Origin of the sequence: Fodinicurvata halophila (genome assembly GCF_042651425.1) — a bacterium.
GTDB lineage: Bacteria > Pseudomonadota > Alphaproteobacteria > Kiloniellales > DSM-21159 > Fodinicurvata > Fodinicurvata halophila.
Map to the genome: position 1 here is coordinate 147,522 of NZ_JBHSCW010000004.1, position 26,254 is coordinate 173,775.

Annotated in this window: 21 protein-coding genes; 3 read left to right on the forward strand and 18 right to left on the reverse strand. The window is 64.6% G+C overall.

All coding sequences use genetic code 11. From position 1 onward, the window contains the following. Window positions 1-293 precede the first annotated feature (293 nt). From ACFOW6_RS10120 to ACFOW6_RS10135, 4 genes are all read right to left on the reverse strand, one after another. Window positions 294-533 (reverse strand): TFIIB-type zinc ribbon-containing protein, encoded by a 240-nt coding sequence (locus tag ACFOW6_RS10120; protein WP_382422241.1) that lies wholly within the window; start codon window positions 531-533, stop codon window positions 294-296. Between the two features lie 318 nt (window positions 534-851). Then, a complete protein-coding gene (locus ACFOW6_RS10125) occupies window positions 852-2,519 on the reverse strand; it encodes an AMP-binding protein (RefSeq protein ID WP_382422242.1) in 1,668 nt (555 codons plus the stop codon). A 278-nt stretch (window positions 2,520-2,797) separates the two neighbouring features. Beyond that, window positions 2,798-4,447 (reverse strand): BCCT family transporter, encoded by a 1,650-nt coding sequence (locus tag ACFOW6_RS10130; RefSeq protein WP_382422243.1) that lies wholly within the window; start codon window positions 4,445-4,447, stop codon window positions 2,798-2,800. A 46-nt stretch (window positions 4,448-4,493) separates the two neighbouring features. Beyond that, the gene (locus ACFOW6_RS10135) at window positions 4,494-4,907 is read right to left on the reverse strand and encodes a universal stress protein (RefSeq protein ID WP_382422244.1); all 414 of its coding nucleotides are present in this window, start codon (window positions 4,905-4,907) and stop codon (window positions 4,494-4,496) included. Between the two features lie 351 nt (window positions 4,908-5,258). Between ACFOW6_RS10135 and ACFOW6_RS10140 the strand changes: the two genes are divergently transcribed. After that, on the forward strand, window positions 5,259-5,546 hold the full coding sequence (locus ACFOW6_RS10140) for a DUF167 domain-containing protein (protein ID WP_382422245.1): 288 nt from the start codon (window positions 5,259-5,261) through the stop codon (window positions 5,544-5,546). A 29-nt stretch (window positions 5,547-5,575) separates the two neighbouring features. On the opposite strand, the gene ACFOW6_RS10145 is transcribed toward ACFOW6_RS10140, so the two are convergent. The 4 genes from ACFOW6_RS10145 to cobS all read right to left on the reverse strand — a co-directional run bounded on the left by ACFOW6_RS10145 (window position 5,576) and on the right by cobS (window position 8,574). Beyond that, on the reverse strand, window positions 5,576-6,214 hold the full coding sequence (locus tag ACFOW6_RS10145) for an SCO family protein (protein WP_382422246.1): 639 nt from the start codon (window positions 6,212-6,214) through the stop codon (window positions 5,576-5,578). 139 nt (window positions 6,215-6,353) lie between these two features. Then, entirely contained in the window at window positions 6,354-7,070 is a 717-nt protein-coding gene (locus ACFOW6_RS10150) for a lipid-binding SYLF domain-containing protein (RefSeq protein WP_382422247.1), read from the reverse strand. 85 nt (window positions 7,071-7,155) lie between these two features. Next, the gene (locus tag ACFOW6_RS10155; protein ID WP_382422248.1) at window positions 7,156-7,800 is read right to left on the reverse strand and encodes a histidine phosphatase family protein; all 645 of its coding nucleotides are present in this window, start codon (window positions 7,798-7,800) and stop codon (window positions 7,156-7,158) included. A gap of 21 nt (window positions 7,801-7,821) precedes the next feature. Next, a complete protein-coding gene (gene cobS / locus ACFOW6_RS10160) occupies window positions 7,822-8,574 on the reverse strand; it encodes an adenosylcobinamide-GDP ribazoletransferase (RefSeq protein ID WP_382422249.1) in 753 nt (250 codons plus the stop codon). Between the two features lie 178 nt (window positions 8,575-8,752). Here cobS and cobT point away from each other — a divergent pair, with 178 nt between their 5' ends. Next, entirely contained in the window at window positions 8,753-9,787 is a 1,035-nt protein-coding gene (gene cobT, locus ACFOW6_RS10165) for a nicotinate-nucleotide--dimethylbenzimidazole phosphoribosyltransferase (protein WP_382422250.1), read from the forward strand. Window positions 9,788-9,812: 25 nt separating this feature from the next. On the opposite strand, the gene cyoD is transcribed toward cobT, so the two are convergent. The 9 genes from cyoD to ACFOW6_RS10210 form a co-directional block, all read right to left on the reverse strand. Further along, entirely contained in the window at window positions 9,813-10,145 is a 333-nt protein-coding gene (gene cyoD / locus ACFOW6_RS10170; protein ID WP_382422251.1) for a cytochrome o ubiquinol oxidase subunit IV, read from the reverse strand. After that, on the reverse strand, window positions 10,142-10,753 hold the full coding sequence (cyoC, locus tag ACFOW6_RS10175; RefSeq protein ID WP_382422252.1) for a cytochrome o ubiquinol oxidase subunit III: 612 nt from the start codon (window positions 10,751-10,753) through the stop codon (window positions 10,142-10,144). The genes cyoD and cyoC overlap by 4 nt, the downstream gene beginning before the upstream one ends. Beyond that, window positions 10,750-12,789 carry a cytochrome o ubiquinol oxidase subunit I gene (cyoB, locus tag ACFOW6_RS10180; RefSeq protein ID WP_382422253.1) on the reverse strand — a complete coding sequence of 680 codons (2,040 nt, stop codon included), beginning with the start codon at window positions 12,787-12,789 and terminating at the stop codon, window positions 10,750-10,752. Before cyoB ends, cyoC begins: the two co-directional genes overlap by 4 nt. Window positions 12,790-12,810: 21 nt before the next feature. Beyond that, complete coding sequence (gene cyoA, locus ACFOW6_RS10185) at window positions 12,811-13,686, reverse strand: ubiquinol oxidase subunit II (RefSeq protein ID WP_382422254.1); 876 nt, start codon at window positions 13,684-13,686, stop codon at window positions 12,811-12,813. Between the two features lie 133 nt (window positions 13,687-13,819). Next, window positions 13,820-14,701 carry a type 1 glutamine amidotransferase gene (locus ACFOW6_RS10190; protein WP_382422255.1) on the reverse strand — a complete coding sequence of 294 codons (882 nt, stop codon included), beginning with the start codon at window positions 14,699-14,701 and terminating at the stop codon, window positions 13,820-13,822. Beyond that, window positions 14,701-15,876 (reverse strand): iron-containing alcohol dehydrogenase, encoded by a 1,176-nt coding sequence (locus tag ACFOW6_RS10195; protein WP_382422256.1) that lies wholly within the window; start codon window positions 15,874-15,876, stop codon window positions 14,701-14,703. The genes ACFOW6_RS10190 and ACFOW6_RS10195 overlap by 1 nt, the downstream gene beginning before the upstream one ends. A 35-nt stretch (window positions 15,877-15,911) precedes the next feature. After that, the gene (locus ACFOW6_RS10200) at window positions 15,912-17,303 is read right to left on the reverse strand and encodes an aldehyde dehydrogenase family protein (RefSeq protein ID WP_382422257.1); all 1,392 of its coding nucleotides are present in this window, start codon (window positions 17,301-17,303) and stop codon (window positions 15,912-15,914) included. Between the two features lie 10 nt (window positions 17,304-17,313). Further along, window positions 17,314-18,684: a glutamine synthetase family protein gene (locus ACFOW6_RS10205; RefSeq protein ID WP_382422258.1), complete on the reverse strand. Its 1,371-nt coding sequence runs from the start codon at window positions 18,682-18,684 to the stop codon at window positions 17,314-17,316. Window positions 18,685-18,876: 192 nt separating this feature from the next. Next, entirely contained in the window at window positions 18,877-19,767 is an 891-nt protein-coding gene (locus ACFOW6_RS10210) for a MurR/RpiR family transcriptional regulator (RefSeq protein WP_382422259.1), read from the reverse strand. Window positions 19,768-20,167: 400 nt separating this feature from the next. Between ACFOW6_RS10210 and ACFOW6_RS10215 the strand changes: the two genes are divergently transcribed. After that, window positions 20,168-25,045 carry an NAD-glutamate dehydrogenase gene (locus ACFOW6_RS10215; protein ID WP_382422260.1) on the forward strand — a complete coding sequence of 1,626 codons (4,878 nt, stop codon included), beginning with the start codon at window positions 20,168-20,170 and terminating at the stop codon, window positions 25,043-25,045. A gap of 28 nt (window positions 25,046-25,073) precedes the next feature. On the opposite strand, the gene ACFOW6_RS10220 is transcribed toward ACFOW6_RS10215, so the two are convergent. Further along, window positions 25,074-26,219: a hypothetical protein gene (locus ACFOW6_RS10220; RefSeq protein WP_382422261.1), complete on the reverse strand. Its 1,146-nt coding sequence runs from the start codon at window positions 26,217-26,219 to the stop codon at window positions 25,074-25,076. Window positions 26,220-26,254 lie beyond the last annotated feature (35 nt).

Consider the following 26,254-nt stretch of genomic DNA (forward strand, 5'->3'; position numbering starts at 1 on the left):
CGCCAGGCGATCATGTCTCGTCAATGGGCTTTCCGGAGCGCGCCCCTGGCGAACTGCCCGGTCCCCAGCCTGTGGGCATGCCAAAGCCAGCGGAGCTGGACGCGTGCGCAGTAAGGGCAGCAAGATCGATGGTTAGCAGCACTACAACAAAGAGGTTGAAGCCGATCCAGAGCCAGATGCTCGAGTCCACGGGGCATGTTCCCGGTCAAACTCCCCGCGCAGGGGAGAAGACGACAAGGCTGGATACCTGCTAATGGGCCGGTTCGAAACGAGCCGGCCCTCGGCAAGGGGACTCAGAAATCGAACAATTCACTCAGCATCGACTTGCGCTTCCCATGGCGCTGGCCATCATGGCGTGATTCGCTATGGGATTGATGGCCCTGCGGCCGCGCCGCACCATCTGATCGATCGATCAGCGTATCCAGCTCCCCGCGGTCAAGCCATACACCACGGCATTTCGGGCAATAGTCGATCTCTATTCCCTGCCGCTCGGTCATCATCAAGTCGATCTGGTCAATCGGGCACTTCATCATGTCACTCCATAGTCCGAATAGGCTGGCCGGACCGCGGCCAAGCGGGCGCAGCTTTGCGAGAACGACTTGGAGGACGACGGGCTTTGAAAAGGCTCGGCCAGCAAGTCAGCGCTTCACTGCAGCTAACTCGAAGTCCGACATCGCAGGATCGGATGGATCTGCCAGAGGGGCCCGGACGGCAGATAATTGGCAACGCTCCCTGCCGCTTTCAAGTACTCATGAGGGTCGAGCCGATCTGCGTCCTGCGCTCCGCGATACAGGTGCCTCTTGCGGCCTAATACCTGGAGGGAAAGGCCGGCTCCATAGAGCCCAGGCATGTCACTCCTCCTGCGCGGCCTCGTCTTCGGCCATCTTGCGCAAGGTTCGGCGCACGATCTTGCCGGTGGTCGTCATCGGCATGTCCTCGATGAAGCGGACGACGCGCGGATACTCGTGGGCCGCCAGGCGCGACTTGACGAACTGCGCGATGTCCTCGGCCAGGGTCTCCGAGGGATCGAAACCGTCCTTCAACACGACATAGGCCGCGACCACGCTGCCCCGGAGGGGATCGGGCTTGCCGACGACGCCGGCAAGACGCACGGCCTCGTGCGCGAGCAGGCAATCCTCGACCTCGGACGGCCCGATCCTGTAGCCGGCCGAGCTGATCACATCGTCGTGTCGCCCCACGAAGCGGATCCGGCCATGTGCATCACGGATCCCTCGATCCCCCGTCAGGAGCCATTTGCCGCGCGGTCCTTCAACGAACTTCTCGCGCGTCGCCTCGGGGTTGTTCCAGTAGCCGAGGAACATGACCGGATCTGGTGCCAGCACGGCAATGGCGCCTTCCGTTTCATCGGGTTGTGGGGTGCCTGCGGCCTCATCGAGCACATCGACCACGTGGCCCGGCACCGGATAGCCCATCGTTCCCGGCAGCGGGGGCTCGAGCGCGGCGCAGGACGAGACGATCATGTTGCATTCGGTCTGGCCGTAGAATTCGTTGATGGTGACGTCGAGGTGCTGCTTTCCCCATTCGATCAGCTCCACGCCGAGGGTCTCACCGCCGCTTGCCACCGAGCGCAGCTTGACTCCCTGCACTTCCTCGGAGGGCAGGAGCTTCATCATCTTCAGGGCCGTGGGCGGCAGGAAAGTGTTCCGGATGCGATGGCGGCGGATCAGTTCGAACGCGACCTCTGCGGTGAACTTTGACAGGCGGCAGGCGACAACGGCAATACCGTGATGGAGTGCCGGCATGAGGACGTCGAGCAAGCCGCCGATCCAGGCCCAATCTGCCGGTGTCCAGAAGCGGTCGCCTTCGTGGGGCAGGAAGTCGTGGCTGATCTCGACGCCAGGAAGATGTCCGAGAAGGACCCTGTGCGCGTGCAGCGCCCCCTTCGGATTGCCGGTGGTGCCGGAAGTGTAGATGATAAGCGCCGGATCGTCGGCCCGTGTGGCCACCGGTTCGAAGCTCTCCGACTGGCTCTCGCAGGCTGCGGCGAAATCCTCGGCCGGCCCCATGGCCCCGTCCACACAGAAGATCCGTTCCAAGGCGGGTAGCCGGTCGAGAAGGGGAACCAGCTTCTCGACACCTGTACTGTCCGTGATGACCGCCTTGGTGCCGGAGTCGCCGAGCCTGTGCAGAAGCGCATCCGGTCCAAACAGGGTGAACAGCGGGATCGAGATACAGCCCAACTTTGCCACCGCGATATGGGCCACCGCCGTTTCGATCCGCTGCGGCAGCAGCACGCCGACCCTGTCCCCGACCGCCTGCTCGTGGCGGCCGATGCCTCGCGCCGCCAACGCATTGGCCAGCCGGTTCGACATGACCTTCAAGTCCGAATAACGATACTCGCGAACCGCATTGTCCGGATCGATATCGATGATGGCCACGCGGTCCGGAGTCCGCTCGGCCCATCGGTCGCAGACATCCACTCCGATGTTGTAGTGCTCGGGAATGTCCCAGCTGAATGTGCTCCGGACCTGATCGAACGTCTTTCCCCGATTCAGCATTGCACTCCCTCCGGATCGCCTTCGGCCACATGCAAGGACTGCAGGAAACTATCCGGGTCATTCAGGCAATCGCTTGATCGCTCCAGGATAGCATCGCTCTCTGAAAGTCCCCACAGATGACCTTGGAGCATGTCAGAGCGCCTCTTTGCAGTTCGACACATGACAGGGCCGTGTTCGGCACCTTTTCCCGGCATCGAGACTCCGCTGTGAGAGCTGCAGAGAAAAGGGGCGCCGCAACAGCGGCACCCCCTTCCCATAAGCTCGCCCGTGGACGGACTTCAGCGTGGTTCGCGCATAAGCCCCTTCACGATTGCAAAGCAGCCGAGCAGCAGCACCACTGCGAACGGCAGGCCTGTGGAGACCGAGGCCGCCTGCAGTGCACCCAGGCCACCGCCGAGGAGCAGGGCGATCGCCACCAGACCCTCGAAGGTGCACCAGAAAACACGCTGGCTGACGGGAGCATTGACCTTGCCGCCGGCCGTGATGGTGTCGATGACCAGGCTGCCCGAGTCCGAGGAGGTGACGAAGAAGACGATCACCAGGATCACGCCAACCACTGAGGTGATCATCGCCAGCGGCAGACCGTTCAGCATCTCGAACAGCTTCAGCTCGAGGGCCGCGTCGGCGATCTGGCCCATGCCGGCCTCGTTGATCAGGGTGATGGCCGTGCCGCCGAAGGCGGTCATCCACAGCACCGAGACCACCGTGGGGATGATCAGCACGCAGGTGATGAACTCGCGCACTGTACGACCACGGCTGACCCGGGCAATGAACATGCCCACGAAGGGCGACCAGCTGATCCACCACGCCCAGTAGAAGGATGTCCAGCCCTGGCGGAAGTTGTCGTCATCGCGCCCGAAGGGGTTGGAGAGCGGAAGGACCTCCTGCCCGTAGGCCAGCAGATTGCTGAAGAAGCCTGTGGCAATGGCAATCGTGGGCCCGACGACGATGACGAAGAACAGCAGGATGCCCGCCAGAACCATGTTGACCTCGGACAGCAGCTTCACACCGCCTTCCAGTCCACGTAGGACAGAGATAAGCGCGAGGGCCGTTATCAGAAGGATCAGGATCACCTGGGCGTTGATGGTATCGGGCAGCCCGAAGACGAAATTCAGCCCCGCGATGGCCTGGGTGGCCCCCAGCCCCAGCGAGGTGGACAGGCCGAACAGCGTGGCGAAGACGGCCAGGATGTCGATGATATGACCCGGCCAGCCCCAGACCTTCTCGCCGAAGATCGGATAGAACATGGAGCGGATCGTCAGCGGCAGGCCCTTGTTGAAGGAGAACAGGGCCAGAGCCAATGCCACGACGGCGTAGATCGCCCAGGGGTGGAGGCCCCAGTGGAAGACCGTTGCGGCCATGCCAAGCCGACGCGCCTCAAGGTCGTTTCCTTCGGCCGCCCCCAGCGGAGCCCAATCGGTGCGCACCCCGTCCTCGACGGTCGTGCCGCCGACAGAGGTGGTGTAGTGCGAGATCGGCTCGCTGACGCCGTAGAACATCAGGCCGATGCCCATGCCGGCGGCGAAGAGCATGGAGAACCAGCCGAAATAGGTGAAGTCCGGCGAGGCTTCCTTGCCGCCAAGTCGCACGTTGCCGAGCGGCGTGACGATCAGTGCCAGGCAGAGGATCACGAAGACGTTCCCGGCGAGCAGGAAGAACCAGTCGAAACTGGAGGTCAGGAATCCCCTCAGGTCTTCGAAGGCGGGGCCGGCCGCATCCTGGAAGATGATGGTGAGCAGCACGAAGGCGACCACCACGAGCCCCGAGACCACGAACACGGGGTTGTGAACGTCCAGACCGAACGGGCCGATCTTGGGTTTTATGTTGTCCTGGCCGATCTGGAAATCGGTATCGATAATCTCGGTTGCGCCTTCGGGCTCCGGGACCGCTTCCTCCTCTTGGGGAGCGTTTTTCGGATCGTCCTGCATCTGTTTCCCCTTCCCTGTATGTTCTTGTCTGTCGAGAGCGTGCGTTTCAGCGCACGACGAAGACCGATGTGTCGGAATGCTCGGCGATCCAGCCGCCATGGGAGGCCCAGACGTAATCCAGTACGTTGGGTATGTGGCTGGCCATGACGACGAGGTCGGCGCCCGACTCCTCGATGGCCTTGCGCAGCATCTTGTTGATATCGATCGCCGGATCAGTCGAGACGTAATAGATCGAGTCCGTCTTGACGTTGTGGCTCTGGCCCTGTTTCTCAGCAAAGGCGGCAAGTTTCCTGCCGAACTCTTCGGGTGAGTGAGCCACCGGCGAGGGTGTCTCAGGAGTTATCCCGACGTAGCAAAGTTGTGCTTGCCACTGCTTGGCCAGCTCAGAAGCAACGTCGAGGGCCTTGGTGAGATTCTCCGCGTGGGTGAGATCTACCGGAACCAGAATCTTCTTGTACATCTGTGCCCCCCTATTTGTGATCGCACGAACGCACACGGCCAAGATGCTTTGCTGGGCAAGACCCCAGACCGGTTGCGCGAAACGTTCGAATCCGAACACTAACACCGACTTGCAGATGCGCAAAGCGGGAATGTGTGATTTTTGTCACAGACTGCAGGGACTTGGCTCGGTCTAGCGGGTCGAGGTGCTGGAACTTGGCAGGGAGTCTTGTTTCCGGCGTAATGCCCGGGACGAAGAGTGGTGCCGTGCGGGTCCACCTCCGGCCCGAAATGGAGTGCGCGTTCTGGTAGAGACCGACAGGAGACCGATGTGGGTTCAGGGGAGCGGCCCTATAGCAGGATATCAGACGGCTTGCGACTCCGGGTGCGCCTGACTCCGCGGGCCAGCCGCAATATGCTGGAGGGAGTTGTCCGGGATGCCGAGGGGCGCGCCCTGCTGCAGCTGCGCCTCAAGGCGCCGCCCGTGGAAGGCGCTGCCAATACGGCCCTGATCGCCTTCCTGGCCACCGAACTAAAGCTGCGCAAGCGCGACATCGATCTCGTTTCGGGCACGAAGAGTCGTGTGAAGATCCTGCAGCTCAACGGAGATCCATCGGAATTGGTCCGGCGCCTGGAGCGCTGGATTGCACAGGCGGCGTAAGAAGAGGCGGGCACTCTCCGGTCGGCGGGCTATTTCACGTAGCGTTCCAGGCCGGCAGCCAACTCGTCAGCGGGGGTCTGGTGGGTGAAGTGCGTCAGGTACTTGCCCTCGGGCCCCATCAGATAGATCTGGGAGGAGTGGTCCATCAGGTACTCGCCGGCCGACTCGGTTTCGACCTTCTCGTAGTAGACGCGATATTGCTTGGCCGCCGCGGCAATCTGGTCCCTGGTGCCGGTCAGCGCCACCAGGTCAGGATGGAAATGCTCGGCATAAGAGGCCATTTCCTCCACCGTGTCGCGCTCAGGGTCGACGGTGATGAAGATCGGGACCACCTGTTCGGCCTTGGTCTGCGCCTCCTCCTCCAGCATGTCCAGCGCCTGGGTCATGTTCGTCAAGGCGGTGGGACAGGCATCCGGGCAGAAGGTGAAGCCGAAGTAGATCAGCATGTACTGGCCCGAGAAGTGACGGGCACGGCGTAGTTCGCCGTTCTGGTCTGTCAGTTCGAAGGGACCGCCGATCTTCGCTTCTGCAGAGCTGGGACCGTCAATCCGGCTCTGCTTGGGCGGTGCCGGCTCGCGCAGGTACCAGGCAGACGCCAGTCCGAGCAGCAGCAGGATGAGGCCGGCAGCGAAGATAATCAGGGCACGCCTGAGAAGACGGGAATTCATCGGTTTTCCAGGGTTCGAACCAGCCGTTTCATGGATCTGTGCCTTATTTAAGACCGGTGTCCGTCTTCATCAGCCGCAAATCGGCGGCATCCTCTGCGGCAAAGCGCCACGGCATCCCGTGCCGACCTGTCGAGAGGCATTATTGCTCGGTGGTCGCCTCGCGCAGAGCATCGCGCAGTCGGTCCGCTTGCGGGTTGTGGTAGTCGCGGTCGATCACGATCTGCTGCGGCTCCACGCCGGCGGCATCGTAATAGGCGGCATTCAGGCCGTCCTTGCGGAACATGCCAGCGCCTTCCAGGGCCCCGCCGCCAAACAGGCCCTCGGTACGTGAGAAGGCCAGCATATCGGCATCCAGGTTGGTGGTGGTGCTGGCGCCAAGGCCCTTGCCCATGGGGCCGAGGGCGACGGAAACATCGCCGCCGAACTTGACCTGGTCATCCAGGATGGACTGGACCGCTGCCTTGTTCATGACGGTGAAGACGGCCTCGGAGACCTGACCGCCGATCTGCAGCCCGATGCTGCCGGAGGCGAGGGTGTAGAAGGCTGGCGAGGACCACTCGCCGTCGTCGCCCTTGACCACCAGGACACCGTTGCCGCCTTCGGCGCCGATGATGAAGCCGCCCTTGAGCAGTCGCGGAAAGATCAGGACGGCCTCCGCCTGCCGGATGTAGTTGGCGAGCTCGCCCTGCTCGGGATCGCGGAGCATGGAGCTCAGCGTTGTCTCGGCCGATGTGACGATGTCTGCTGCATCCTGGCGCTGGTCGGCGGCCGCGGTTGCCACCTGCTGGAAGAGCGCGGCCATGAGAGTCAGGAGGAAGCAGAGCGCCAGCGTGATGCTGCGGCGCGTAGCGTTCAAACTGTGCATTCTTCGGGTTGCGGCCAGAGCGTGCATTGGTGTGTCCCTTGTGAATGAGTCCCCGGTGTCTGTCTGCAATCAAAGCTTAGCTTTGCGGCGGAAAATTGACCAGCGAGACGCGCCAGGAATCTTCCGCTGACACATCATGTGGGGGCTCGTTCGTGTCGGAGAAGTGATCCATGCGTGTCAAAGAGCAATTATCAACCGCAAAGCGCAGGGCGCGTTCCGGCTCCAGGCCCAGCGCCACCCCGAGGGCCGCGCGGATCGTACCGCCGTGCGCGACGCAGACGATGTCCCGCCCGGCATTCTGTTGCAGCAGGTCGCTCATGGCCGTGCGGACGCGCTCCATCAGATCGGCGAAGCTCTCGCCGCCGGGCGGTCGGGTGCGCGCCGGTGCGATCCAGAAGCGATGCCAGTCGAACTCCTCGCGTGCGCGGAGTTCGTCGTGGCTCAGGCCTTGCCAGTCCCCGAATCCCTGCTCGGCCAGCCGTGGTTCCACAAGGGGATCGGTGAGGTCGAGACCGGCATGCGCCGCGAAAGCTTCGGCGGTCTGTCGCGTGCGGCGCAGTTGGCTGGTGACCCACAGCGCGTCGCGGGGAAGCTGGTCGGCCACCGTGCGGAAAAGAACGGGATTGCTGCAGTCGCAGTCCACGTCGTTGTCGCCGTAGATAATGCCGCCGCTGTTGACCGGGGCATGGCGAATCCACCACCAGCGCGTTGTCTTGTTCATGACCGTTCCGTGCTTTTGCGTCTACCAGGCGGCGGCCGTCAGCAGGACAAGCACATCCACCGTCTGCTGCAGGGCGCCCATCGTGTCCCCCGTATAGCCGCCGAAGACCTTGCGCACGACGATCAGGAAGACAAGACAGTAAAGGGCGATAAGGCCCAGCAGCGCAAAGGTAAAGCCGAAAGAACTGAAAAGCAGGGAAATCAGCACGGCCAGGCCGCAGGCCCAGAGCACCACAGCCCCCGAGGGTTCGCCCATGGCCGCCCCCAGGCCGTCGCTGCGGGCCGGGGTCGTGAAAAAGGCGGCCAGCGAAAGGACGGCCCGCGAGGCGGCCGCGGCGATGATGAGCGCGGCGACGACCTCCTCGATCTCGGCCAGTTCGGCCAGGGCGGCGGCCTTGACGGCCACGGTGACGATCAGGGCCAGTGCGCCGGCGGTGCCGATGCGGCTGTCGTGCATGATCTCCAGCCGTCGGGCCCGTTCCACTGGAGCCCCAAGCGCATCGCTCATGTCGGCCAGTCCGTCCTCGTGCAGGGCGCCGGTGAGCTTCATCATGGTAGCAAGTGCCAGCAGGGCGCTTACCAGTGGCGGCAGCGACACCCAGATGGCCAGCGCGTAGATCGCACCGCCGGCAAGACCGATCAGCAGGCCGGCCAGGGGATAGGCCCGCAGCGCCCGGGTGCGTTCGGCCGCATCGGAATAGCCGCGCAGGGTGATCGGCAGCCGTGTCAGGAATTCCAGCGCCAGCGCGAGGTCGCGACTCCACTCCTTCAGCATTTCTCAACCTTCCTGTCCCGGAGGTGTTCCGGGACCAACCGCCGTGATTGACAGGATTGTTTGGCAAACATCCTTGTAAAGGCACGGGTGCCTGTAGGACAGTCCCCGAACAGCCAGAGCGCAAGCATACAAACACGGCAGCCCGGGTGGAACACCCTTGCCGGGACAAGGATGAAGCATGAGCGAGCCCCAGGACGAAACCGCCAGCCTGGACGAGATCCGGCAGCTGCTGCCGGAACTGCCGGGCCCGGACATGGAGGCAGGCACGACCGCCCTGCAGCGCCAGTCCCAACTGACCAAGCCGGTCGGTGCGCTTGGGCGGCTGGAGGAACTGGCCGTCTGGCTGGCCACCTGGCAGGGGCGCGGACGTCCCTCCATGGAGCGTCCGCGCGTGGCGGTCTTCGCCGGCAACCACGGCATCACCGCCCACGGCATCTCCGCCTATCCCGCCGGCGTGACCGAACAGATGGTGCAGAACTTCATCAACGGAGGGGGTGCGGTCAACCAGCTGGCGGGCGGCCTGGGCGCCGATCTGAGAGTCTACGAAATGGCCCTGGACCAGCCGACCGGTGATTTCACCCAGGGTCCGGCCATGAACGAGGAAGACTGCGCGCTGGCCATCTCCTACGGCATGATGTCCGTGGAGGAAGGCTTCGATGTCATGGCCATGGGCGAGATGGGCATCGGCAACACGACCTCGGCGGCCGCGCTCTGCTGTGCCCTCTTCGGCGGCGAGCCCCAGGCCTGGGTGGGTCACGGCACCGGCGTGGACGAGGCCGGCCTGGCGCGCAAGGCGGAGGTTGTGGCCGCCGGCCTGGAGGCCAACAAGGCGGCGCTCGGCGATCCCTTCGAGGTGTTGCGTTGCCTGGGCGGGCTGGAGCTGGCGGCGATCGCCGGCGCCATCCTGGCCTGTCGCATGGGGCGCATTCCCGTGGTGCTGGACGGCTTTGCCTGCACTGCCGCCGCGGCCGTGCTGCATGCCGCCGACGCCCGCGCCCTCGACCACTGCGTCGTTGGGCATCTTTCGCGCGAACCGGGGCATGCCCGCCTGCTGGAGGCTCTGGGCAAGACTGCGCTCTTGAACCTGGACATGCGGCTCGGCGAGGCCTCGGGCGCCACCCTGGCCATCCAGCTGCTGCAGTCGGCGGCCGACTGCCACAACGGCATGGCCACCTTCGAAGAGGCCGGAGTCAGCGGACCCGTTTCGGAATAGGGGGCGAGGAGCGCCCGGGCCGGTTTCAGGCGAACATGCGCTGGTGCAGATCGAACATGATCCACAGGCTGCCGCCGATCATGATGAAGATCAGGACCGAGGCAAAGGCGATGGCCAGCAGTGTTTCGCGGGGGGTCGTGGTGACGCCCAGATGCAGGAAGAAGCGCAGGTGAACCAGGATCTGGACCACGGCTGCACCGGCGATGACGAGCAGGGTTTCCGTCGGCGGCAGGGCGCCGGTGGCAACCAGGCCAAAGGGGATGAGCGTCAGGACCAACGCCAGGGCAAAGCCCGTAAGATAGCGTTTCAGCCCCGGCAGGGCTGGCCGTGCGGAATCGTTGGGAGACGAGTCTGTCATTCCATCACTCCCGGCAGATAGACCACGGAAAATATGCCCACCCAGATGATATCCAGGAAATGCCAGAACAGGCCCAGGCGCGCCAGGCGCGAGGCCACGGGGGCGGTGAGCCCCTTGAAAGTCACCTGGGCCATCATGACCAGGATCCAGGCCAGTCCGACGGAGACATGCAGTCCGTGGGTGCCCACCAGCACGAAGAACGAGGAGAGGGCGCCGCTCTGATCGGGTCCGGCGCCGGCGGCGATCATGCTCTGGAATTCGACCAGTTCCATCAGCACGAAGCCCAGACCGAGCAGGAAGGTGACGAACAGCAGGCCTTGCAGGAGCCGCCGGCGACCGGCGGCAAGGGCCAGGCTTGCCAGTCCGAAGGTCAGGCTGCTGGTGAGCAGCAGCATGGTCTCCCCGAAGGCATGGGAGAGGCTGAACTGGCTCTGGGGCGAGGGCGCCTCGGCGATATTGCCGGCCATCACCACATAGGTTGCGAACAGCAGCGCGAAAATGACGGCGTCGCTCATCATGTAGAGCCAGAAGCCGAGCGTCTTCTCTTCGTAGATGTCGGCGTGGTCGGTCTCTGCGGGCATTGGGTGGGCTGCGGCCTGGGCGGTCATGACGGGCTTCCCTGCAGTGAGTCGGTGCCGGGCGCGGATCTGCCGGCATTCCGGTCCGCCTTGCGGGCCTCTGCCTGCATCAGCTCATGGCGGCGGGTTTCCATCCTTTCGATTTCGCTGGCTGGAAGCGGAGCCTCGGTGTCGTCATTGGAGGCGCGCGCGATCACTACGGCTGCGACCGCCGCCAGAGACAGGATCGCCAGCCACCAGATGTGCCAGACAACAGCGAAGCCGAGCAGGAAGGCGAGACCCCCGAGAACGACGCCGGACGCCGTGTTTTTGGGCAGTTCCAGGTCGGCATAGGCGTCTGGCCGGCGATAGGCCGTGCCCTGGCGCTTCATTTCGTGAAAGGCGTCGATACTCTCCACCTGCGGCAGGACAGCGAAATTGTACGGCGCCGGCGGCGAATCGGTGAGCCACTCCAGGGTGCGTCCGTCCCAGGGATCGCCGGTCGGGTCCAGCCGTTCGTGGCGCGTACGGATGCTGACCGCCAGCTGGATGATCAGGCAGGCGATGCCGCCAAGGATGACGACGGCGCCCAGCGCGGCGACGATCAGGTAGGGCTGCCACTCCGGCACGTTGTACTGCTCCAACCGGCGCGGCATGCCCATGAAGCCCAGCACATAGAGCGGCATGAAGGCTAGGTAGAAGCCGATGATCCAGCACCAGAAGGCGCGCGCGCCCCAGCGTTCGTCGAGGGTGAAGCCGAACATCTTGGGAAACCAGTACATGTAGCCGGCGAAGAAGCCGAAGAGCACGCCCGGGATCAGCATGTTGTGGAAATGGGCGACCAGGAAGGTGGTGTTGTGCATCAGGTAGTCGACCGGCGGCATGGCCAGCAGCACGCCGGTGACGCCGCCGATGACGAAGGTCACGATGAAACCGAGCGTCCAGAGCATGGGCGGCGGGAACTCGATGCGGCCGCGGTACATGGTCAGCAGCCAGTCGAAAACCTTCACGCCGGTGGGCACCGCGATGACCATGGTGGCGACACCGAAGAAGGCGTTGACGCTGGCGCTCGAGCCCATAGTGAAGAAGTGGTGCAGCCAGACGGTGAAGGAGAGCAGGCCGATCGCCATCGTGGCGATGACCAGGGAGGTGTAGCCGAACAGGCGCTTGCGCGAGAAGGTGGCCACCACTTCCGAGAAGATGCCGAAGGCCGGCAGGATCAGGATGTAGACCTCCGGGTGGCCCCAGATCCAGAAGAGGTTGATGTAGTTCATCATGTTGCCGCCGTCGGCATTGGTGAAGAAATGCATGCCGAGCGTGCGGTCGAGGGCCAGCATGGAGACCACGACGGTCAACGCCGGAAAGGCAAAGATCATCAGCAGGCTGGAGCAGAAGGCGGTCCAGGTGAACAGTGGCATGCGCATCAGCTTCATGCCCGGCGCGCGCCGCTTGAGGATCGTGACCACGAAGTTGATTCCGGTCAGCGTCGTGCCGACGCCGCTGATCAGGATGGCCCAGATCCAGTAATCGACCCCCACCGAGGGGGTGTGGGCGATGCCCGAATAGGGCGGGTAGCCGGTCCAGCCGGCCGTGGAGAAGGTGCCGAGGACCAGCGAGATCATGACCAGGGCCGCGCCGGCGGCGCTCAGCCAGAGGCTGAGCGAGTTCAGGAAGGGAAAGGCCACGTCCCGCGCGCCGATCTGCTGGGGCATGATTACGTTGATCAGCCCCGACAGGAACGGCATGGCCATGAAGAAGATCATGATCGTGCCGTGCGAGGAGAAGATCTGGTCGAAGTGCTCGGGCGGCAGGTAGCCCTCGGAGTCCAGGGCAAAGGCCTGTTGGGCGCGCATCATGATGGCATCGACGAATCCGCGCAGCAGCATGACCAGCGCGAGCACGATGTACATGATGCCGACCCGCTTGTGATCGACGCTGGTCAGCCACTCGCTCCAGAGATAGCGCCACAGCCCGAACCAGGTGATCAGCGCGACCACGGCCAGGCCGCCGAAGACGATCAGGCTCGCCCCGCCCATGGCGACCCAGCTGTAGAAGGGCAATGCGTCGAGTGTCAGTTTACCTAGCATTCCTGGGGCTCCGGGGTCGGGCTAGCGGGGGTCGTGATGACTGTTGGCGGGATGGGCGGCGTATTTCGCGATGATGTTCCGGAACAGGTCACTCTCGACGCCCGAATAGTAGGTGACGGGATGATCGCTGCTGGGTTCGGCAAGCGACTTGTAAGCCTCGGCGTCCAGCGGATTCGAGGAATTCTGGGCCTGGTCCACCCAAGCCTCGAAGTCCTCCTGCGTCTTGGCCACGGCGGTGAAGTGCTGGCCGGAGAAGCCGTCGCCGCTGTACTGGACATTGCGCCCCATGAAGGTGCCGGGTTCGTCGGCCAGCAGGTTGAGCCGCGTCTGCATGCCGGCCATGGCATATATCTGGCCGGCGAGCGCAGGCACATGGAACGAATTCATCACGGTGTCGGAGGTGATGCGCAGGCTGAGCGGCCGGTCACTGGGAAAGGCCAGCTCGTTTACCGAGGCGATGTCCTGCTCGGGATAGATGAACAGCCATTTCCAGTCCTGGGCCACGACCCGGACCTCGAGCGCCTCTTCCTGGGTGTGCAGCTGCTTGTAGGGGTCGAGCGCGTGCGTCGCGTTCCACAGCAGGATGCCCAGCGCGATGACGATGAGCGCCGGCACGATCCAGATGACGGCATCGATGGGACCCGAATAGGACCACTCCGGAGCATACTTCGCCTTGCGGTTGGAACTGCGGTAGCGCAGGACGAAGAGAAAGGTCATGAGGAAGACCGGGATCACCACGATGAGCATCAGGCCCAGTGCGGTGAACAGCAGGTCGCGTTCGGCCAGGGCCTGCGGTCCCGCCGGATCGATCATCGGTGCTTCAGCGAGTCCGCAGCCCGTGACTGCGACGGCCAGAGCGCACGCCACTGCAGCCCGAAGATATCCACACGCCTTCATAGTCCCCCCGTTCCGGGCCGCCTTCCCTGGCCCGAGCGATCATCGGGATCACCCCCGATTCGCGGCTGCATTGTGGAACGGGTTACTGTAAATAATCAACCCGTTGCAGTTGGAAGGTACGCTAGATACGCCATCAGACGGACGTTGGCCAGCGGCCTCGTTCACGAGCCGTGGGGAGGACGAGGTGCTCCAGCCAGTTGGCCAGCTCGCGATTGCGGGTGGGCCTGTCCAGGACCATGGCGTTGAGCCCGTAGAGCCAGCCCAGGTCCTTGCGCGCCGGATCGGCCTGCAGGGCCTTGAGGTTGTCCGTGAATCGCTCCAGGGCCGGTATGTCGGGAAAGAAGCCGTCGGCGAGCATGCGCTCGCGATAGCGCAGCATCACGGTGGCGATCTCGTGGAAGTCGTACTCCGGGTGATACTGCACCGCCCAGCAGGTGCTGTTGTCGTGACGGATCTCGGCGGCCTGGATGCGGCTGACCTCGTTGGTGGCCAACACGGTCATGCCCGGCGGTTCCACCGAGACCTCGTCTAGATGGACGCAGATGGCGTCGAAGACCGGATCCTTGCCCGACAGCAGGGGATGCTCGCCGCCGGATACCAATTGGCGGATGCGGCGGGCAAAGCCGATTTCGCGGCCCAGCGGATTGGCCCGGACCTTTCCGCCCGCAGCCACCGCGGCGACCTGGAGGCCCCAGCAGCTGCCGAAGATCGGCGTGCCCGAGGCGAAGGCGGCGTGGGCCAGGTCGACCTGACGCGTCACCTCCGGTTCGTCGTTGTAGACATTGAGCGCGGAGCCCGTCCAGGCGATGCCGTCATAGGCGGCCAGCTGCCTGCTGGAGGGCAGATCGTTCACGCTTACATCGGCGGGATGGACGCTGTCGCATTCGAGGTCGTCGCGCAGGGCGTTCAGGACGGAGATGTAGTGCGCCGCCGTTCGCGTGCCGCCCAGGGCGGCATGCGCATCGTTGAGCTGCGGCGTGTTGCCGTCCACAACCAGGATGCGCAGCCGGGCCATTACACGGCCTCCCGCAGTTCGCCGCTCTGGGCCGACAGGAAGATGCGCTCCAGGGTCTCGGCGGTCAGGTTCTGCGGATTGCCACCGGCGGAGGGGTCCGCGATGGCCATGCGGCCGATCTCGGCGCTACGGTCGGCATCGACACCGATCTCGGACAAGGTGTGCGGAATGTTCATCTGCTCGCGGAATGCCAGCACCCAGTCGAGCACGCCCTCGAAACCGCCCTTCGGCAGGTCGAGGACGCGGGCCACCAGGTCCATCCGTTCGGCGATGGCCGGCCGGTTGTACTGCATGACGTAGGGCAGCAGAATCGCGTTGGTGAGCCCGTGGTGCGTGTCGTAGAGGGCGCCCAGCGGATGGGCAATGGCATGCACGGCGCCGAGACCCTTCTGGAAGGCCGACGCGCCCATGCTGGCCGCAGCCAGCATGTTGGCGCGCGCCTCGATATCCTCGCCGTTGGTGTAGGCGCGCGGCAGGTATTCCTTGATGAGCCGCATGCCCTCGATCGCGAAGCCGTCGGCCAGGGGATGGAATCCGGGTGCGCAATAGGCCTCGAAGCAATGCACGAAGGCATCCAGGCCGGTGGCGGCCGTGATCTTGGCCGGCAGGCCGACGGTCAGCCCCGGATCCTCGATCACGACGGCGGGCAGCATGCGAGGGTGGAAGATGATCTTCTTCTCGTGCGTGGCCTCGTTGGTGATGACCGAGGCCCGCCCGACCTCGGAGCCGGTGCCGGCGGTGGTGGGCACGGCCACGACCGGGGCGATGGCCGCGGCATCGGCGCGCGTCCAATTGTCGCCCACGTCCTCGAAGTCCCAGATGGGGCGGGTCTGGCCGACCATCAGGGCCACGGCCTTGGCGGCATCCAGGCCGCTGCCGCCGCCAAATGCGATGATGCCGTCATGTTCGCCCTCGTGATAGGCGCGCACGCCGGCGTCCACGTTCTCGCCGATGGGATTGCCCTTCACTTCGGCGAAGAGGCCGGTGGGCAGGCCGGCACTTTCGGCGATGGAGAGGGTTTCCTGCACGATCGGGCTGTCCTTAAGCCCGGCATCGGTGATCAGCAGCGGGCGCGTGATGGCGAGTTGGCGGCAGGCCTGGGGCAGCTCGTGGATGCGTCCGGGTCCGGCCCAGATGGTTGTGGGGTAGCTCCAGTTTCCGGATAGTTCGGTCATTGCGGGGATCCTCTCGAAGGCGACGCGGCCACGGCTCAGAGCTTGGTGCGCAGGTGGAAGGACTTGGGTCGGGTCAGCGACTCGTAGCCGAGACGCGAGAGCGTACAGCCGCGTCCGGAGTCCTTGACACCGGTCCAGGCGAGCGCCGGGTCCAGGTAGTCGCAGCGGTTCATGAAGAAGGTGCCGGTCTCCACCTGATCGCCGATGCGAAGGGCCGCCTCGCTGTCAGAGGTCCAGACCGCCGCGGTCAGGCCGAAGTCGCTGTCGTTCATCAGCGAGATGGCCTCCTCGTCGGAGGTCACCTTCATGATGGCGGCCACAGGACCGAAGGTTTCCTCGCGCATCACCCGCATGTCGTGGGTCACGTCCACCAGCACCTGCGGCGCCAGATAGGCGGAGCCGGCTTCATCGGCAGGGAACTCGGCCGGATCCACCAGGGCGCGGGCACCGGCATTCACGGCATCCTGCACCTGGCCGCGCACGAAATCCGCGGCGGCCGGGCGCACCATGGGGCCGATGGTGGTCTCAGCGTCCAGCGGACTGCCCAGGCGATAGCCACGGGTCTGTTCCACGAAGGCCTCGACGAAGCGGTCGTAGAGCCCGGCGTCCACATAGATGCGCTCGATGCCGCAGCAGGACTGGCCGGAGTTGAAGAAGCTGCCGTCCACCAGGCTGTCCACGGCGTGCTGCAGGTCGGCGTCGGCGCGCACATAGGCGGGGTCCTTGCCGCCCAGCTCGAGGCCGGCGCCGGCGAAACGGTTGGAGATTGCCTTCTGCACCGTATGGCCGCCCTTCACCGAGCCGGTGAAGCAGACGAAGTTCACGCGCGGGTCGGCCATCATCTTCTCGGAGACCGGATGCGAGAGATGCAAGGGCTGGAAGACGCCTTCCGGCAGGCCGGCGGCGGCGAAGGCCTCGGCATAGCGCTCGGCGCTGAGCGGTGTCTGGTGCGAGGGCTTGAGGATGACGGCATTGCCGGCGGCGAGTGCCGGAATCACGGCGTTGACCGAAGTCAGGAAGGGATAGTTCCAGGGCGCGATGATGGCAACGATGCCCTGGGGCTCGCGGCGGATGAAGCGCGTGAAGCCCTCCTTCGGCGTTGGTCGGATGTCGGCCAGGACCTCGGGTGCGATCTCGAGCATGTGCCGGGCGCGCTCCTCCATGCCGCCGACCTCGCCGGGCGCCTGCGCGATCGGGCGCCCCATCTGCCAGGCGACCTCCTCGGAGAGCTGGTCCCCGCGTTCCACCAGGTAGTCGATGGCGCGGCCGAGGATGGCGCAGCGCTTCTCGACGGGGGTGGTCTGCCAGATGCGCTGGCCCTGGCGGGCGCGCTCCAGGGCGCGGTCCAGCTCGCCTTCGTCGGCAAGCGGGCGTTCCACATAGACGCTTCCGTCCACGGGGCTGACGGTTCTCAGCATTTCAGTCATGAAAGGTCCCTTAGATGATCTCGAAGTAGCGGTTCAGCTGCCAGTCCGTGATGGCCTTGCGGGCCTCACGGTCCTCCCATTCCCGGGTGGCCGCGTAGTGTTCGACGAAGTCCTTGCCGAAGAGTTCGTTGGCCGCCTTCGAACGCTGCAGCCGTTCGGCCGCCTCGGTCAGGGTGCGCGGCAGCTGCTGGCTGCGGGGGGCTTTCTTCTCGTAGGCGTTGCCCACCACGGGCGCTGACGGCTCGACCTTGTTCTCGATGCCCCAGAGGCCGGATCCGATGGCGGCTGCAAGGGCAATATGGGGATGGATGTCGGCGGCGGCAATTCGGTACTCGACCCGCTGGGCCTTGGGCGAGCCGCCGATAGCACGCAGGGCCGTGGTGCGGTTCTCGAAACCCCAGGTGGCGGCTGTCGGCGCCCAGAAGCCGGGGATGAGGCGCGTGTAGCTGTTCACAGTGCAGGCGATCATCGCCAGCAGTTCGGGCATCAGCTTCTGCTGGCCGCCGATGAAATGGCGCATGGTGTCGCTGATGGCGTTCTCCCTGGAAGGATCGTGGAAGACGGGCTCGCCGGTCTTGGCGTCCTTCAGCGAGATATGGATGTGGCCGCTCTGACCCGGCCAGTCCGGTGACCACTTGGCCATGAAGGTGGCCATCCAGCCGTTGCGCTGGGCCAGGATCTTGGTGAAGGTCTTGAACAGTGCAGCCTTGTCGGCGGCGGACAGCGCGTCGTCCACAGCGATGGCGGCCTCCAGCACGCCGGGACCGGTTTCCGTGTGCAGGCCCTCGATGGGGAAGTCCATTTCACGGCCCATATGCAGCAGGTCCTGGTAGAACTCCGAGAACACGGAGTTGCGCAGGACCGAATAGCCGAAGAAGCCCGGCGTGATGCACTGCAGGTTCTGGTAGTTCTTCTCGCGGATGCTCTGGGGCGTCTCGTCGAACAGGAAGAACTCGAACTCGCAGGCGGCATGGGAGACAAGGCCCATGTCGGCGGCGCGCTTCAGCACGCGGCGCAGAACACCGCGCGGACAGACAGCTTCGCCGCGCTCGGCGAACTCGCCCAGGAACAGCAGGGTGTTGTCCTCGAGCGGCAGCTCGCGACAGGTCTCCGGCAGGATACGCACCAGGGCATCGGGATAGGCGGTATGCCACCCGGTAAAGGTTGTGTTGTCGTACATCTGGTCGTGGGAATCCCACCCCAGCACCACGTCGCAGAAACCGAATCCGCCCTCGAGTGCCGAGAGGAACTTGTCGCGCGACATGTACTTGCCGCGCATGATCCCGTCACTGTCGAAAACCGCAACCTTGATGTCCTTAACGTCCCGCGCGCGTATCAGCTTTACGGCATCCTCGGCGGTGTTGACTTCTGCTGCCCGCATGCTCCCTCTCCCTGTCTGAATGGCCGGCGGCACAGGTTTGGTGTCGCCGACTTAAGGATCCTTGCTGTTCTTGATCTGGGCCGGCCAGTCCTCTGCGCGGCCTGGAGGCAGTGATGGATAACTTCTTCCAATTCTCAAAAATAATGTCAATTCTGAAATTATCTATTCATCAGACTGTGCCCTCTTCCTGGCCTATTCCTCCCGGTCCGGCACCGGCGGTGCCCAAGCCGTGCGGACGGCCTCCAGGTCCTTCAGGCGGTCCGCGAAGCTGTCCCCCAGGCGGTCCATGACAGCGGCGATCAGGGCCTCCACCGTCATCATCAGGGCGGCCGAGGAATCCCAGCCGAAGGGGCTGACAGTGCGCACGGCGATTACATGATCGGCCTGGGCGACAGCCGGGGACATCCATTCGTCGGTGAACAGGACGATGCGGGTGCGCCGTCGGGCGGCTTCGCTCACGAAGGCGGCGATGTCCGGTTGGTAGCGGCGGACATCGAAGGCGGCAAGCACGTCGTTGCGGCCCAGGTCGAGCAGCTGGTCCGGCCAGGCCGCGCTCTGCCCGCCCACTTCATGGACGTTGGAGCGCACGGCCCGCAGGTGCAGGAACAGGTAGTGGGCCAGGGCAGAAGTGAAGCGTCCGCCGAGTACATAGAGCGGCCGCTTGGGCTGACAGAGCAGCTCGACGATGGCATTGAACTCGCTGCGCGAAAGACTGTTGACGGTCTGCTCGATGTTCTCGCCGACCTGGGCGGCGAAACGACTGAGAAAATCCTTCTCGTCCTCCTGCTCCTGCTGCTGGACCTCCCAACGGCCCAGCGGAGAGGAGAGGCGGGTGGTCAGTTCGCTGCGCAGTACGGACTGGAACTCGGGATAGCCCGAGAACCCCAGCTTGCCGAGCAGGCGCAGGACGGTGGCACCGCTGACCCCGGCCCGGCGGGCGAAGACGGTGATGCTCTCCAGCCCCGCCATGGGGTAATGGCTCATCAGCACACGGGCTGCCCGCCGTTCCGAGGGGGTCAACCGGTCCATGATGTCGCGCAGGCGGTCCGATACGGGCCTATGTGTGGTGGCGGTCTGCGGCATTCCTGTCCCTTCAGGCCGTGTCTGTTCCTTGAGGTCCGGTCACGGTGGATTGTGGCAAAGCCCGTTCAGGAAATCACCTGAATCCTGACGCGGGATCCGCAAGCAGGAGCGAGAACAGGCTCGCAAGGTCGATCAGGCTGCGTTCGGCGGCCCGGACGACCCTGCCCCGCGGGGACCCGAACTCCGATTGGTGAACAAAGCTGGTCAGCTGCGCGGAGGCGGGAATGGTATCTGCCTCCTTGCCGATTTTTCGGGCAGTGTTATCGTGCAAACAAAAGCCGTTCGTCGCGTTGTGCGGGTGAAGGGGTCCGCATTGCCTGAGGCCGCCCCGAAACGGCCGACGCAGACTGACTTTCGGGTGGGCCGAGCGATCGGCGAGAGAAAAGCAAGAGGGCGCTCCATGGTGACCATCAGCGAGGATCAGAAATCGGATCTCGTCTCCCGCACGTTGTCCGCGTTTGAAAAGAAACTCAAGAATTCGGACCGGGCCGAGACAGCCCAGCAGTTCGCGCAGGCCTTCCTGGACGATGCGCCCCCTGAGGACATCCTGGACGAAACGCCCGAGAACCTGGCTGGCGCCATCGCCTCGCTCTGGCAGTTTGCCAGCCAACGCCAGCCGCGGACGGCCAAGCTGCGCCTCTACAATCCCCAGGAAAAGCAGCATGGCTGGCAAAGCCTGCACAGCGCGCTGGAAATCATCAACGACGACATGCCCTTCCTGGTGGATTCCGTCACGGCCGCGCTCAGCCGCATGGACATTGAGGTCTACCTGGTGGTGCATCCCATCCTGCTGGTGGAACGCGACGAGGAAGGCAACCTGCTAAAGGTGGCCGATCCGGCCGATCCGCAGAATGTTGGGCGGCCCGAATCCAGCATGCTGCTGCTGATCAGCGAACAGCCGAAGGCGCGCCACAAGCAGATCGCCAGCCAACTGGAGTCGGTGCTGGAAGATGTGCGTGCCGCGGTCGAGGACTGGCGCCTGATGCGCCAGCGTTGTTGGGACGTGATCAAGGAGCTGGACCGCGATCCGCCGAAGCTGCCCCGTGACGAGATCTCCGAGGGCATCGCCTTCCTGGAGTGGCTGGACGACGACCACTTCACCTACCTGGGCTTCCGCGAGTACCGCTTCACGGGGAAGGGGAAGAAGGCGGTGGCCGAGATCGATCCCGACAGCGGCCTGGGACTGTTGCGGGATCCGGAGTTCTCGGTCTTCGATGGTCTGCGCGACCTGGGCCAGTTGCCGCCGGACGTCCAGGACTGGCTGAAGAAGCCTGAACTCCTGCGCATCACCAAGGCCAACCGGCATTCCACCGTTCATCGGCCCGCCCACCTGGACACCATTGCCGTCAAGACCTTCAACGCCAAGGGCGAAGTGACCGGCGAGCGTCTCTTCGTTGGGCTGTTCACCTCCACCGCCTATTCGCGCAGCCCGCGGCATATTCCCCTGCTGCGCCACAAGGTGGACGAAACCATCAACCGGGCGGGGTTCGTGCCGGGCAGCCACAACGGCAAGGCCCTGCTTCACATCCTGGAGACCTTCCCGCGCGACGAGCTGTTCCAGATTCACCAGGATCAACTCGATGACATCGCGCTGGGCATTCTCAACCTGCAGGAGCGTCAGCGCACCGCGCTGTTCGTGCGCAAGGATCCCTTCGAGCGCTTCGTTTCCTGTCTGATCTACGTCCCGCGCGATCGGTTCGACACCACGCTGCGCCACAAGCTGCAGACTCTCGTGGCCGAGGCCTATGGTGGCGAGGTCAGTTCGTTCCAGACCATGCTGGGGGATTCTCCGCTGGCGCGCCTGCACCTGATGGTTCGCACACAGCGCGGCAAGGTCCCCAAGGTGGATGTGCGCGCGCTTGAACAGCAGCTTGCCTATGCCGCCCGGTCCTGGACCGACAGCCTGGAGCGCTGCCTGGTTCAGCAGTATGGCGAGCAGCGGGGACATACCCTGTTGCGCCGTTACGGACATGCCTTTCCGGCGTCCTATCAGGAACGCTTCAGCGAAGAGCAGGCCCTGCAGGACATCGAGTTGATCGAGAAGCTGCACGACGGGCCGGCGATCGAGATGGACCTCTATCGCCCTGACGATTCCGATCCCGGTCAGCTGAACTTCAAGGTCTTCGTCCCGGATCGTCCGGTGCCGCTCAGCGATGTCCTGCCCATGCTGGAGAACATGGGGCTGCGGGTGATCGGCGAGGTGCCCTATGCCCTGCGGCTGGGATACGACGAGAAAGGGCAGAAGACGGACGGCGAGCAGGAGATCTGGATCCATGACTTCGAGCTGGAGCGCAAGTCCTCGGGCGAGCTCGACGTCGCCAATGTGCGCGCCGCCTTCCATGAGGTCTTCCAGCTGGTCTGGGGTGGCGAGCTGGACAACGACGGGTTCAACAGGCTGGTCCTGGCGGCCGGCCTGACGGCGCGCGAGATCCGCATCATGCGCGCCTATTGCCGCTATCTGCGACAGACGCAGATTCCCTTCAGCCAGGAGTATATGGAGGACACCCTGGCGCGGAATGCGACGCTCACGCGCCAGATCGCCGAGCTGTTCCTGCGCCGCTTCGAGCCCAAGGCCGCGCGCAACCGCAAGCAGACCGAGAAGGACTGCGCGAAGGCCGTTTCCGAGATCGAGGCCGGACTGGACGACGTCTCCAACCTGGACGAGGACCGCATCCTGCGCCGCTACTTGAACCTCGTCCTGTCCACCCTGCGCACCAACTATTTCCAGCCCGACGAAAGCGGGGAGCTGAAGCGCTACATCTCCTTCAAGTTCGACGCCAGCATGCTGGAGGAGCTGCCGCAACCGCGGCCCCATCGCGAGATCTTCGTCTATTCACCGCGGGTCGAGGGCGTGCATCTACGTTTCGGCGACGTGGCGCGCGGCGGCCTGCGCTGGTCGGACCGGCGCGAGGATTTCCGCACCGAGGTACTGGGACTGGTGAAGGCGCAGCAGGTCAAGAACGCCGTGATCGTGCCGGTGGGGGCCAAGGGCGGCTTCGTGCCCAAGCGCCTGCCGCCGCCGGAGGCCGGACGCGATGCGGTGATGAACGAGGGAATCGAGTGCTACAAGACCTTCATCCGGGCCCTGCTGGACATCACCGACAACCTGGTGGAAGGCAAGGTGGTGCCGCCTGAGAAGGTGGTGCGCTACGACGATGACGATCCCTATCTCGTGGTGGCCGCCGACAAGGGCACGGCGACCTTTTCCGACATCGCCAACGGCGTGGCCGTCGACTACGGATTCTGGCTGGGCGATGCCTTCGCCTCGGGCGGCTCGGAGGGGTACGACCACAAGGAAATGGGCATCACCGCGCGCGGCGCCTGGGAGTCCGTCAAGCGGCACTTCCGCGAGCTGGGGCGTAACATCCAGGAGGAGGCCTTCACGGCCATCGGCGTGGGCGACATGTCCGGCGACGTCTTCGGCAATGGCATGCTGCTGTCGCGCCACACCCGCCTGATCGGCGCCTTCAACCACCTGCATATCTTCGTGGATCCGGATCCCGATCCCGAAACCTCGTGGCAGGAGCGCAAGCGGCTGTTCGACATGCAGCGCAGCAGCTGGACGGATTACGACAGCAAGCTGATCTCGAAGGGCGGCGGCGTCTTCGACCGCAAGGCCAAGTCGATTCCGCTCAGTGCGGAAATGAAGGCCTGTTTCGGCCTGGAGAAGGACAAGGTCACGCCCAACGAACTGGTTTCCGCCATGCTGAAGGCCGAGGCAGACCTGCTCTGGTTCGGCGGGATCGGCACCTATGTGAAGGCGTCCACCGAAAGCCAGGTCGAGGTGGGGGACCGCAACAACGATCCCATTCGGGTCAACGGTAAGGACCTGGGCGTGCGCGTGATCGGGGAGGGTGCCAATCTGGGCATGACACAGATGTCGCGCATCGAGTTCGCGCTGGCCGGCGGCAGGCTGAACACCGACGCCATCGACAACTCCGCTGGGGTCGACTGTTCGGACCACGAGGTCAACATCAAGATCCTGCTGGGCGCCGCGGTCGAGGCCGGCAAGCTGTCCCGCAAGCGTCGCAATGCCCTGCTGGAGGAGATGACGGAGGAAGTGGCGGCACTGGTGCTGCGCGACAACTACCTGCAGAGCCTGTCCATCAGCATCAGCAGTCGCCTGGGCATGCGCCTGCTGGACCGCTTCGGGCGCTTCATCCGGGCGCTGGAGAAGGCCGATCTGCTCAACCGCAGCCTGGAAGGCCTGCCGGACGACGAAACGCTGAATGACCGGGCCACGGCAAAGCTCGGCCTGACCCGGCCGGAGCTTTCCGTGCTGCTGGCCTATGCCAAGATCACGCTGTACGAGCCGCTGGTGGAGTCCTCGCTGCCGGATGACGAGTGGCTGGAGCGCGACCTGCTGGACTATTTTCCGCAGCCGCTGCAGCAGAAGTATGCGAAGTTCGCCCATCAGCACCGCCTGCGCCGGGAAATCCTGGCCACCCAATTGACCAACGAGGTGATCAACCGCCAGGGAATCACCTTCGTCTTCGAGATGATGGAGCGTACCGGCGAAAGTCCCGAGCAGGTGCTGCGTGCCTTTGTGGCCGCGCGCGATTCCCTGGCTCTACCGAGTCTCTGGGCCCAGATCGAGGCCCTGGACAATCGCATCGACACCGACCTGCAGGCGAAGCTTCTGACCGAATGCGGTCGCCTGGCCGAGCGCATCAGCCTGCGTTTCCTGCGCGAGGGGCAGAAGCCGCTGGATATCCGGACGACGGTGGAAAACCACGCCAAGGGGGTGCAGGAGCTTTACGAGGCGCTGCCCGGCCTGCTGGAAGAACCGGACAAGGGACTTCTGGAGGAGGAGGCGCGCGAGTATGTTGCCCAGGGCGTGCCGGAGACTCTGGCCTGGCGGGTGGCCGGCCTGAAACACATGACCCCGGCCAGCGATATCATGCGGTTGGCGCGCGAGTCCGATCGCAGCGTCACCAAGACCGCCAGCCTCTACTTCGATGTGGGGGCCCGCTTCGGCTGTGACTGGCTGCGCCGCGCGGCGGCCCGGCTGCCGCGGGAAGCGGCCTGGACACGCTCGGCGATCACGGCTCTGGTCGACGATATCTACGATTACCAGGCCTACATCACGGCGGAGGTACTGAGCCTGTCGGAAAAGGGCCGCAATCCGCAGGAGGCCCTGAAAGCCTGGACCTCGCAGCGGTTCCTGAAAGTGAACCGCCTGGACCAGCTGCTGGGAGAAGTGCTGAATGCGCCGAATCCCGACCTGGCCATGCTGACCGTGGCCAACCGGCAGCTGAAGGCCCTGATCAACGGCTAGCCCAGGATCCGCACAGGCGGGTGCAGGATTACTCTTCCTGAAGCGCCTGGTATTTCAGCAGGGCGGCCTTCATCTGTTCGGCAACCTGTCCGCCACCCGATGCTGCGCCATATGCAGCGGCATTGGGAGCACCTTCACCCTGAGGTGACAGGCCCGGTGCTGCTGGAGCGGGCCGGCTGGTATCCGCCGGTTTTCCGGGCATGGCGTTCATGGCGGCGCCGGGCATGCCGGTTTTCTCCCCTCCGCTCATGGAGCCCGCCGACATGCTATGGCCGGCACCCGGGCCGCTCATGCTGTCGCTAAGCGGCATGCGATCGGCCTCGGCCGGAGCCCGCACCCGGGAGCCGTCCTTGCCCAGGGGCATGAAGCTGTCGTCCGGAGGCGGTGTTCCGGAGGTATTGCGAGAGGGGGCGGACTGGGAGGCCTGGGTTTGGGGTGCTTGGGCCTGCTGGAGTTCGCCCGGCCGGCGCTCATCGGAAGAACCGGATGTGGTGGCCGCCGTGGTCGGGGGTTGGGCCGCGGGATTGAGGGCGTAGTAGTTCCCCTTCTTCTCGTCCTCAGGCAACTGCGAATTCTGCTGGGGCGAGGCGGGAGAGGCAGGACTGTCCCCCCGGTCCGAGGCGAAGGCGCGCAAGGCGTCCATCCCCGTCAGGCCGGTGGCTTCGGAAGCGACCTTCGTGCTTTCGCCTGAATGCTGGGTCGTGCCGCCGCCCTGGGTCATCTGGGCCGGGGCATTGGCCGCCGCCGCTGCGAGCGTATCATTGGACTTGGCGGCATGCTGTTCGCCACTTGTGCCAGCCGGGACCGCGTCCTCGCCCAGCACCTGGGCGATCACGGTCTCGCCGATGTCCCGCCCTGTGCCTTCCTCGAGGAGACTGTTGGCGATGCCGGAGACGAATCCGATCGGACCGCCGTAGATCATCCCGCCGAGTATACGGGCCGGAGCTTCCATCTGGTCGCCGGTCAGGGCGCGGTAGGCCATGTTGACGCCGGGGATATGCTGCAGCGGATTGACGATATCCAGCACGTCGCCGAAGCTGAGGTTGTCGTGCTCGGGCACATCCATCTCGCCCGGGCGATAGCCGCCTTCGGAATAGGCAGCGTAGTTGCGCCGGGCGGGGCGCGCCTGTTCGTTCTGCTGCGTTTGGGCCTGGCTTTCGATTCCGATGCTCATGGCCTTCCTGAAGCAAACGGCGGGCCAGTTTGCAA

Excerpts from the sequence above, each read along its gene's own strand:
- ACFOW6_RS10120 (WP_382422241.1), bottom strand. The coding sequence starts at position 533 with ATGATGAAGTGCCCGATTGACCAGATCGACTTGATGATGACCGAGCGG.
- ACFOW6_RS10125 (WP_382422242.1), bottom strand. The coding sequence starts at position 2,519 with ATGCTGAATCGGGGAAAGACGTTCGATCAGGTCCGGAGCACATTCAGC.
- ACFOW6_RS10130 (WP_382422243.1), bottom strand. The coding sequence starts at position 4,447 with ATGCAGGACGATCCGAAAAACGCTCCCCAAGAGGAGGAAGCGGTCCCG.
- ACFOW6_RS10135 (WP_382422244.1), bottom strand. The coding sequence starts at position 4,907 with ATGTACAAGAAGATTCTGGTTCCGGTAGATCTCACCCACGCGGAGAAT.
- ACFOW6_RS10145 (WP_382422246.1), bottom strand. The coding sequence starts at position 6,214 with ATGAATTCCCGTCTTCTCAGGCGTGCCCTGATTATCTTCGCTGCCGGC.
- ACFOW6_RS10155 (WP_382422248.1), bottom strand. The coding sequence starts at position 7,800 with ATGAACAAGACAACGCGCTGGTGGTGGATTCGCCATGCCCCGGTCAAC.
- cobS (WP_382422249.1), bottom strand. The coding sequence starts at position 8,574 with ATGCTGAAGGAGTGGAGTCGCGACCTCGCGCTGGCGCTGGAATTCCTG.
- cobT (WP_382422250.1), top strand. The coding sequence starts at position 8,753 with ATGAGCGAGCCCCAGGACGAAACCGCCAGCCTGGACGAGATCCGGCAG.
- cyoD (WP_382422251.1), bottom strand. The coding sequence starts at position 10,145 with ATGACAGACTCGTCTCCCAACGATTCCGCACGGCCAGCCCTGCCGGGG.
- cyoC (WP_382422252.1), bottom strand. The coding sequence starts at position 10,753 with ATGACCGCCCAGGCCGCAGCCCACCCAATGCCCGCAGAGACCGACCAC.
- cyoB (WP_382422253.1), bottom strand. The coding sequence starts at position 12,789 with ATGCTAGGTAAACTGACACTCGACGCATTGCCCTTCTACAGCTGGGTC.
- cyoA (WP_382422254.1), bottom strand. The coding sequence starts at position 13,686 with ATGAAGGCGTGTGGATATCTTCGGGCTGCAGTGGCGTGCGCTCTGGCC.
- ACFOW6_RS10190 (WP_382422255.1), bottom strand. The coding sequence starts at position 14,701 with ATGGCCCGGCTGCGCATCCTGGTTGTGGACGGCAACACGCCGCAGCTC.
- ACFOW6_RS10195 (WP_382422256.1), bottom strand. The coding sequence starts at position 15,876 with ATGACCGAACTATCCGGAAACTGGAGCTACCCCACAACCATCTGGGCC.
- ACFOW6_RS10200 (WP_382422257.1), bottom strand. The coding sequence starts at position 17,303 with ATGACTGAAATGCTGAGAACCGTCAGCCCCGTGGACGGAAGCGTCTAT.
- ACFOW6_RS10205 (WP_382422258.1), bottom strand. The coding sequence starts at position 18,684 with ATGCGGGCAGCAGAAGTCAACACCGCCGAGGATGCCGTAAAGCTGATA.
- ACFOW6_RS10210 (WP_382422259.1), bottom strand. The coding sequence starts at position 19,767 with ATGCCGCAGACCGCCACCACACATAGGCCCGTATCGGACCGCCTGCGC.
- ACFOW6_RS10215 (WP_382422260.1), top strand. The coding sequence starts at position 20,168 with ATGGTGACCATCAGCGAGGATCAGAAATCGGATCTCGTCTCCCGCACG.
- ACFOW6_RS10220 (WP_382422261.1), bottom strand. The coding sequence starts at position 26,219 with ATGAGCATCGGAATCGAAAGCCAGGCCCAAACGCAGCAGAACGAACAG.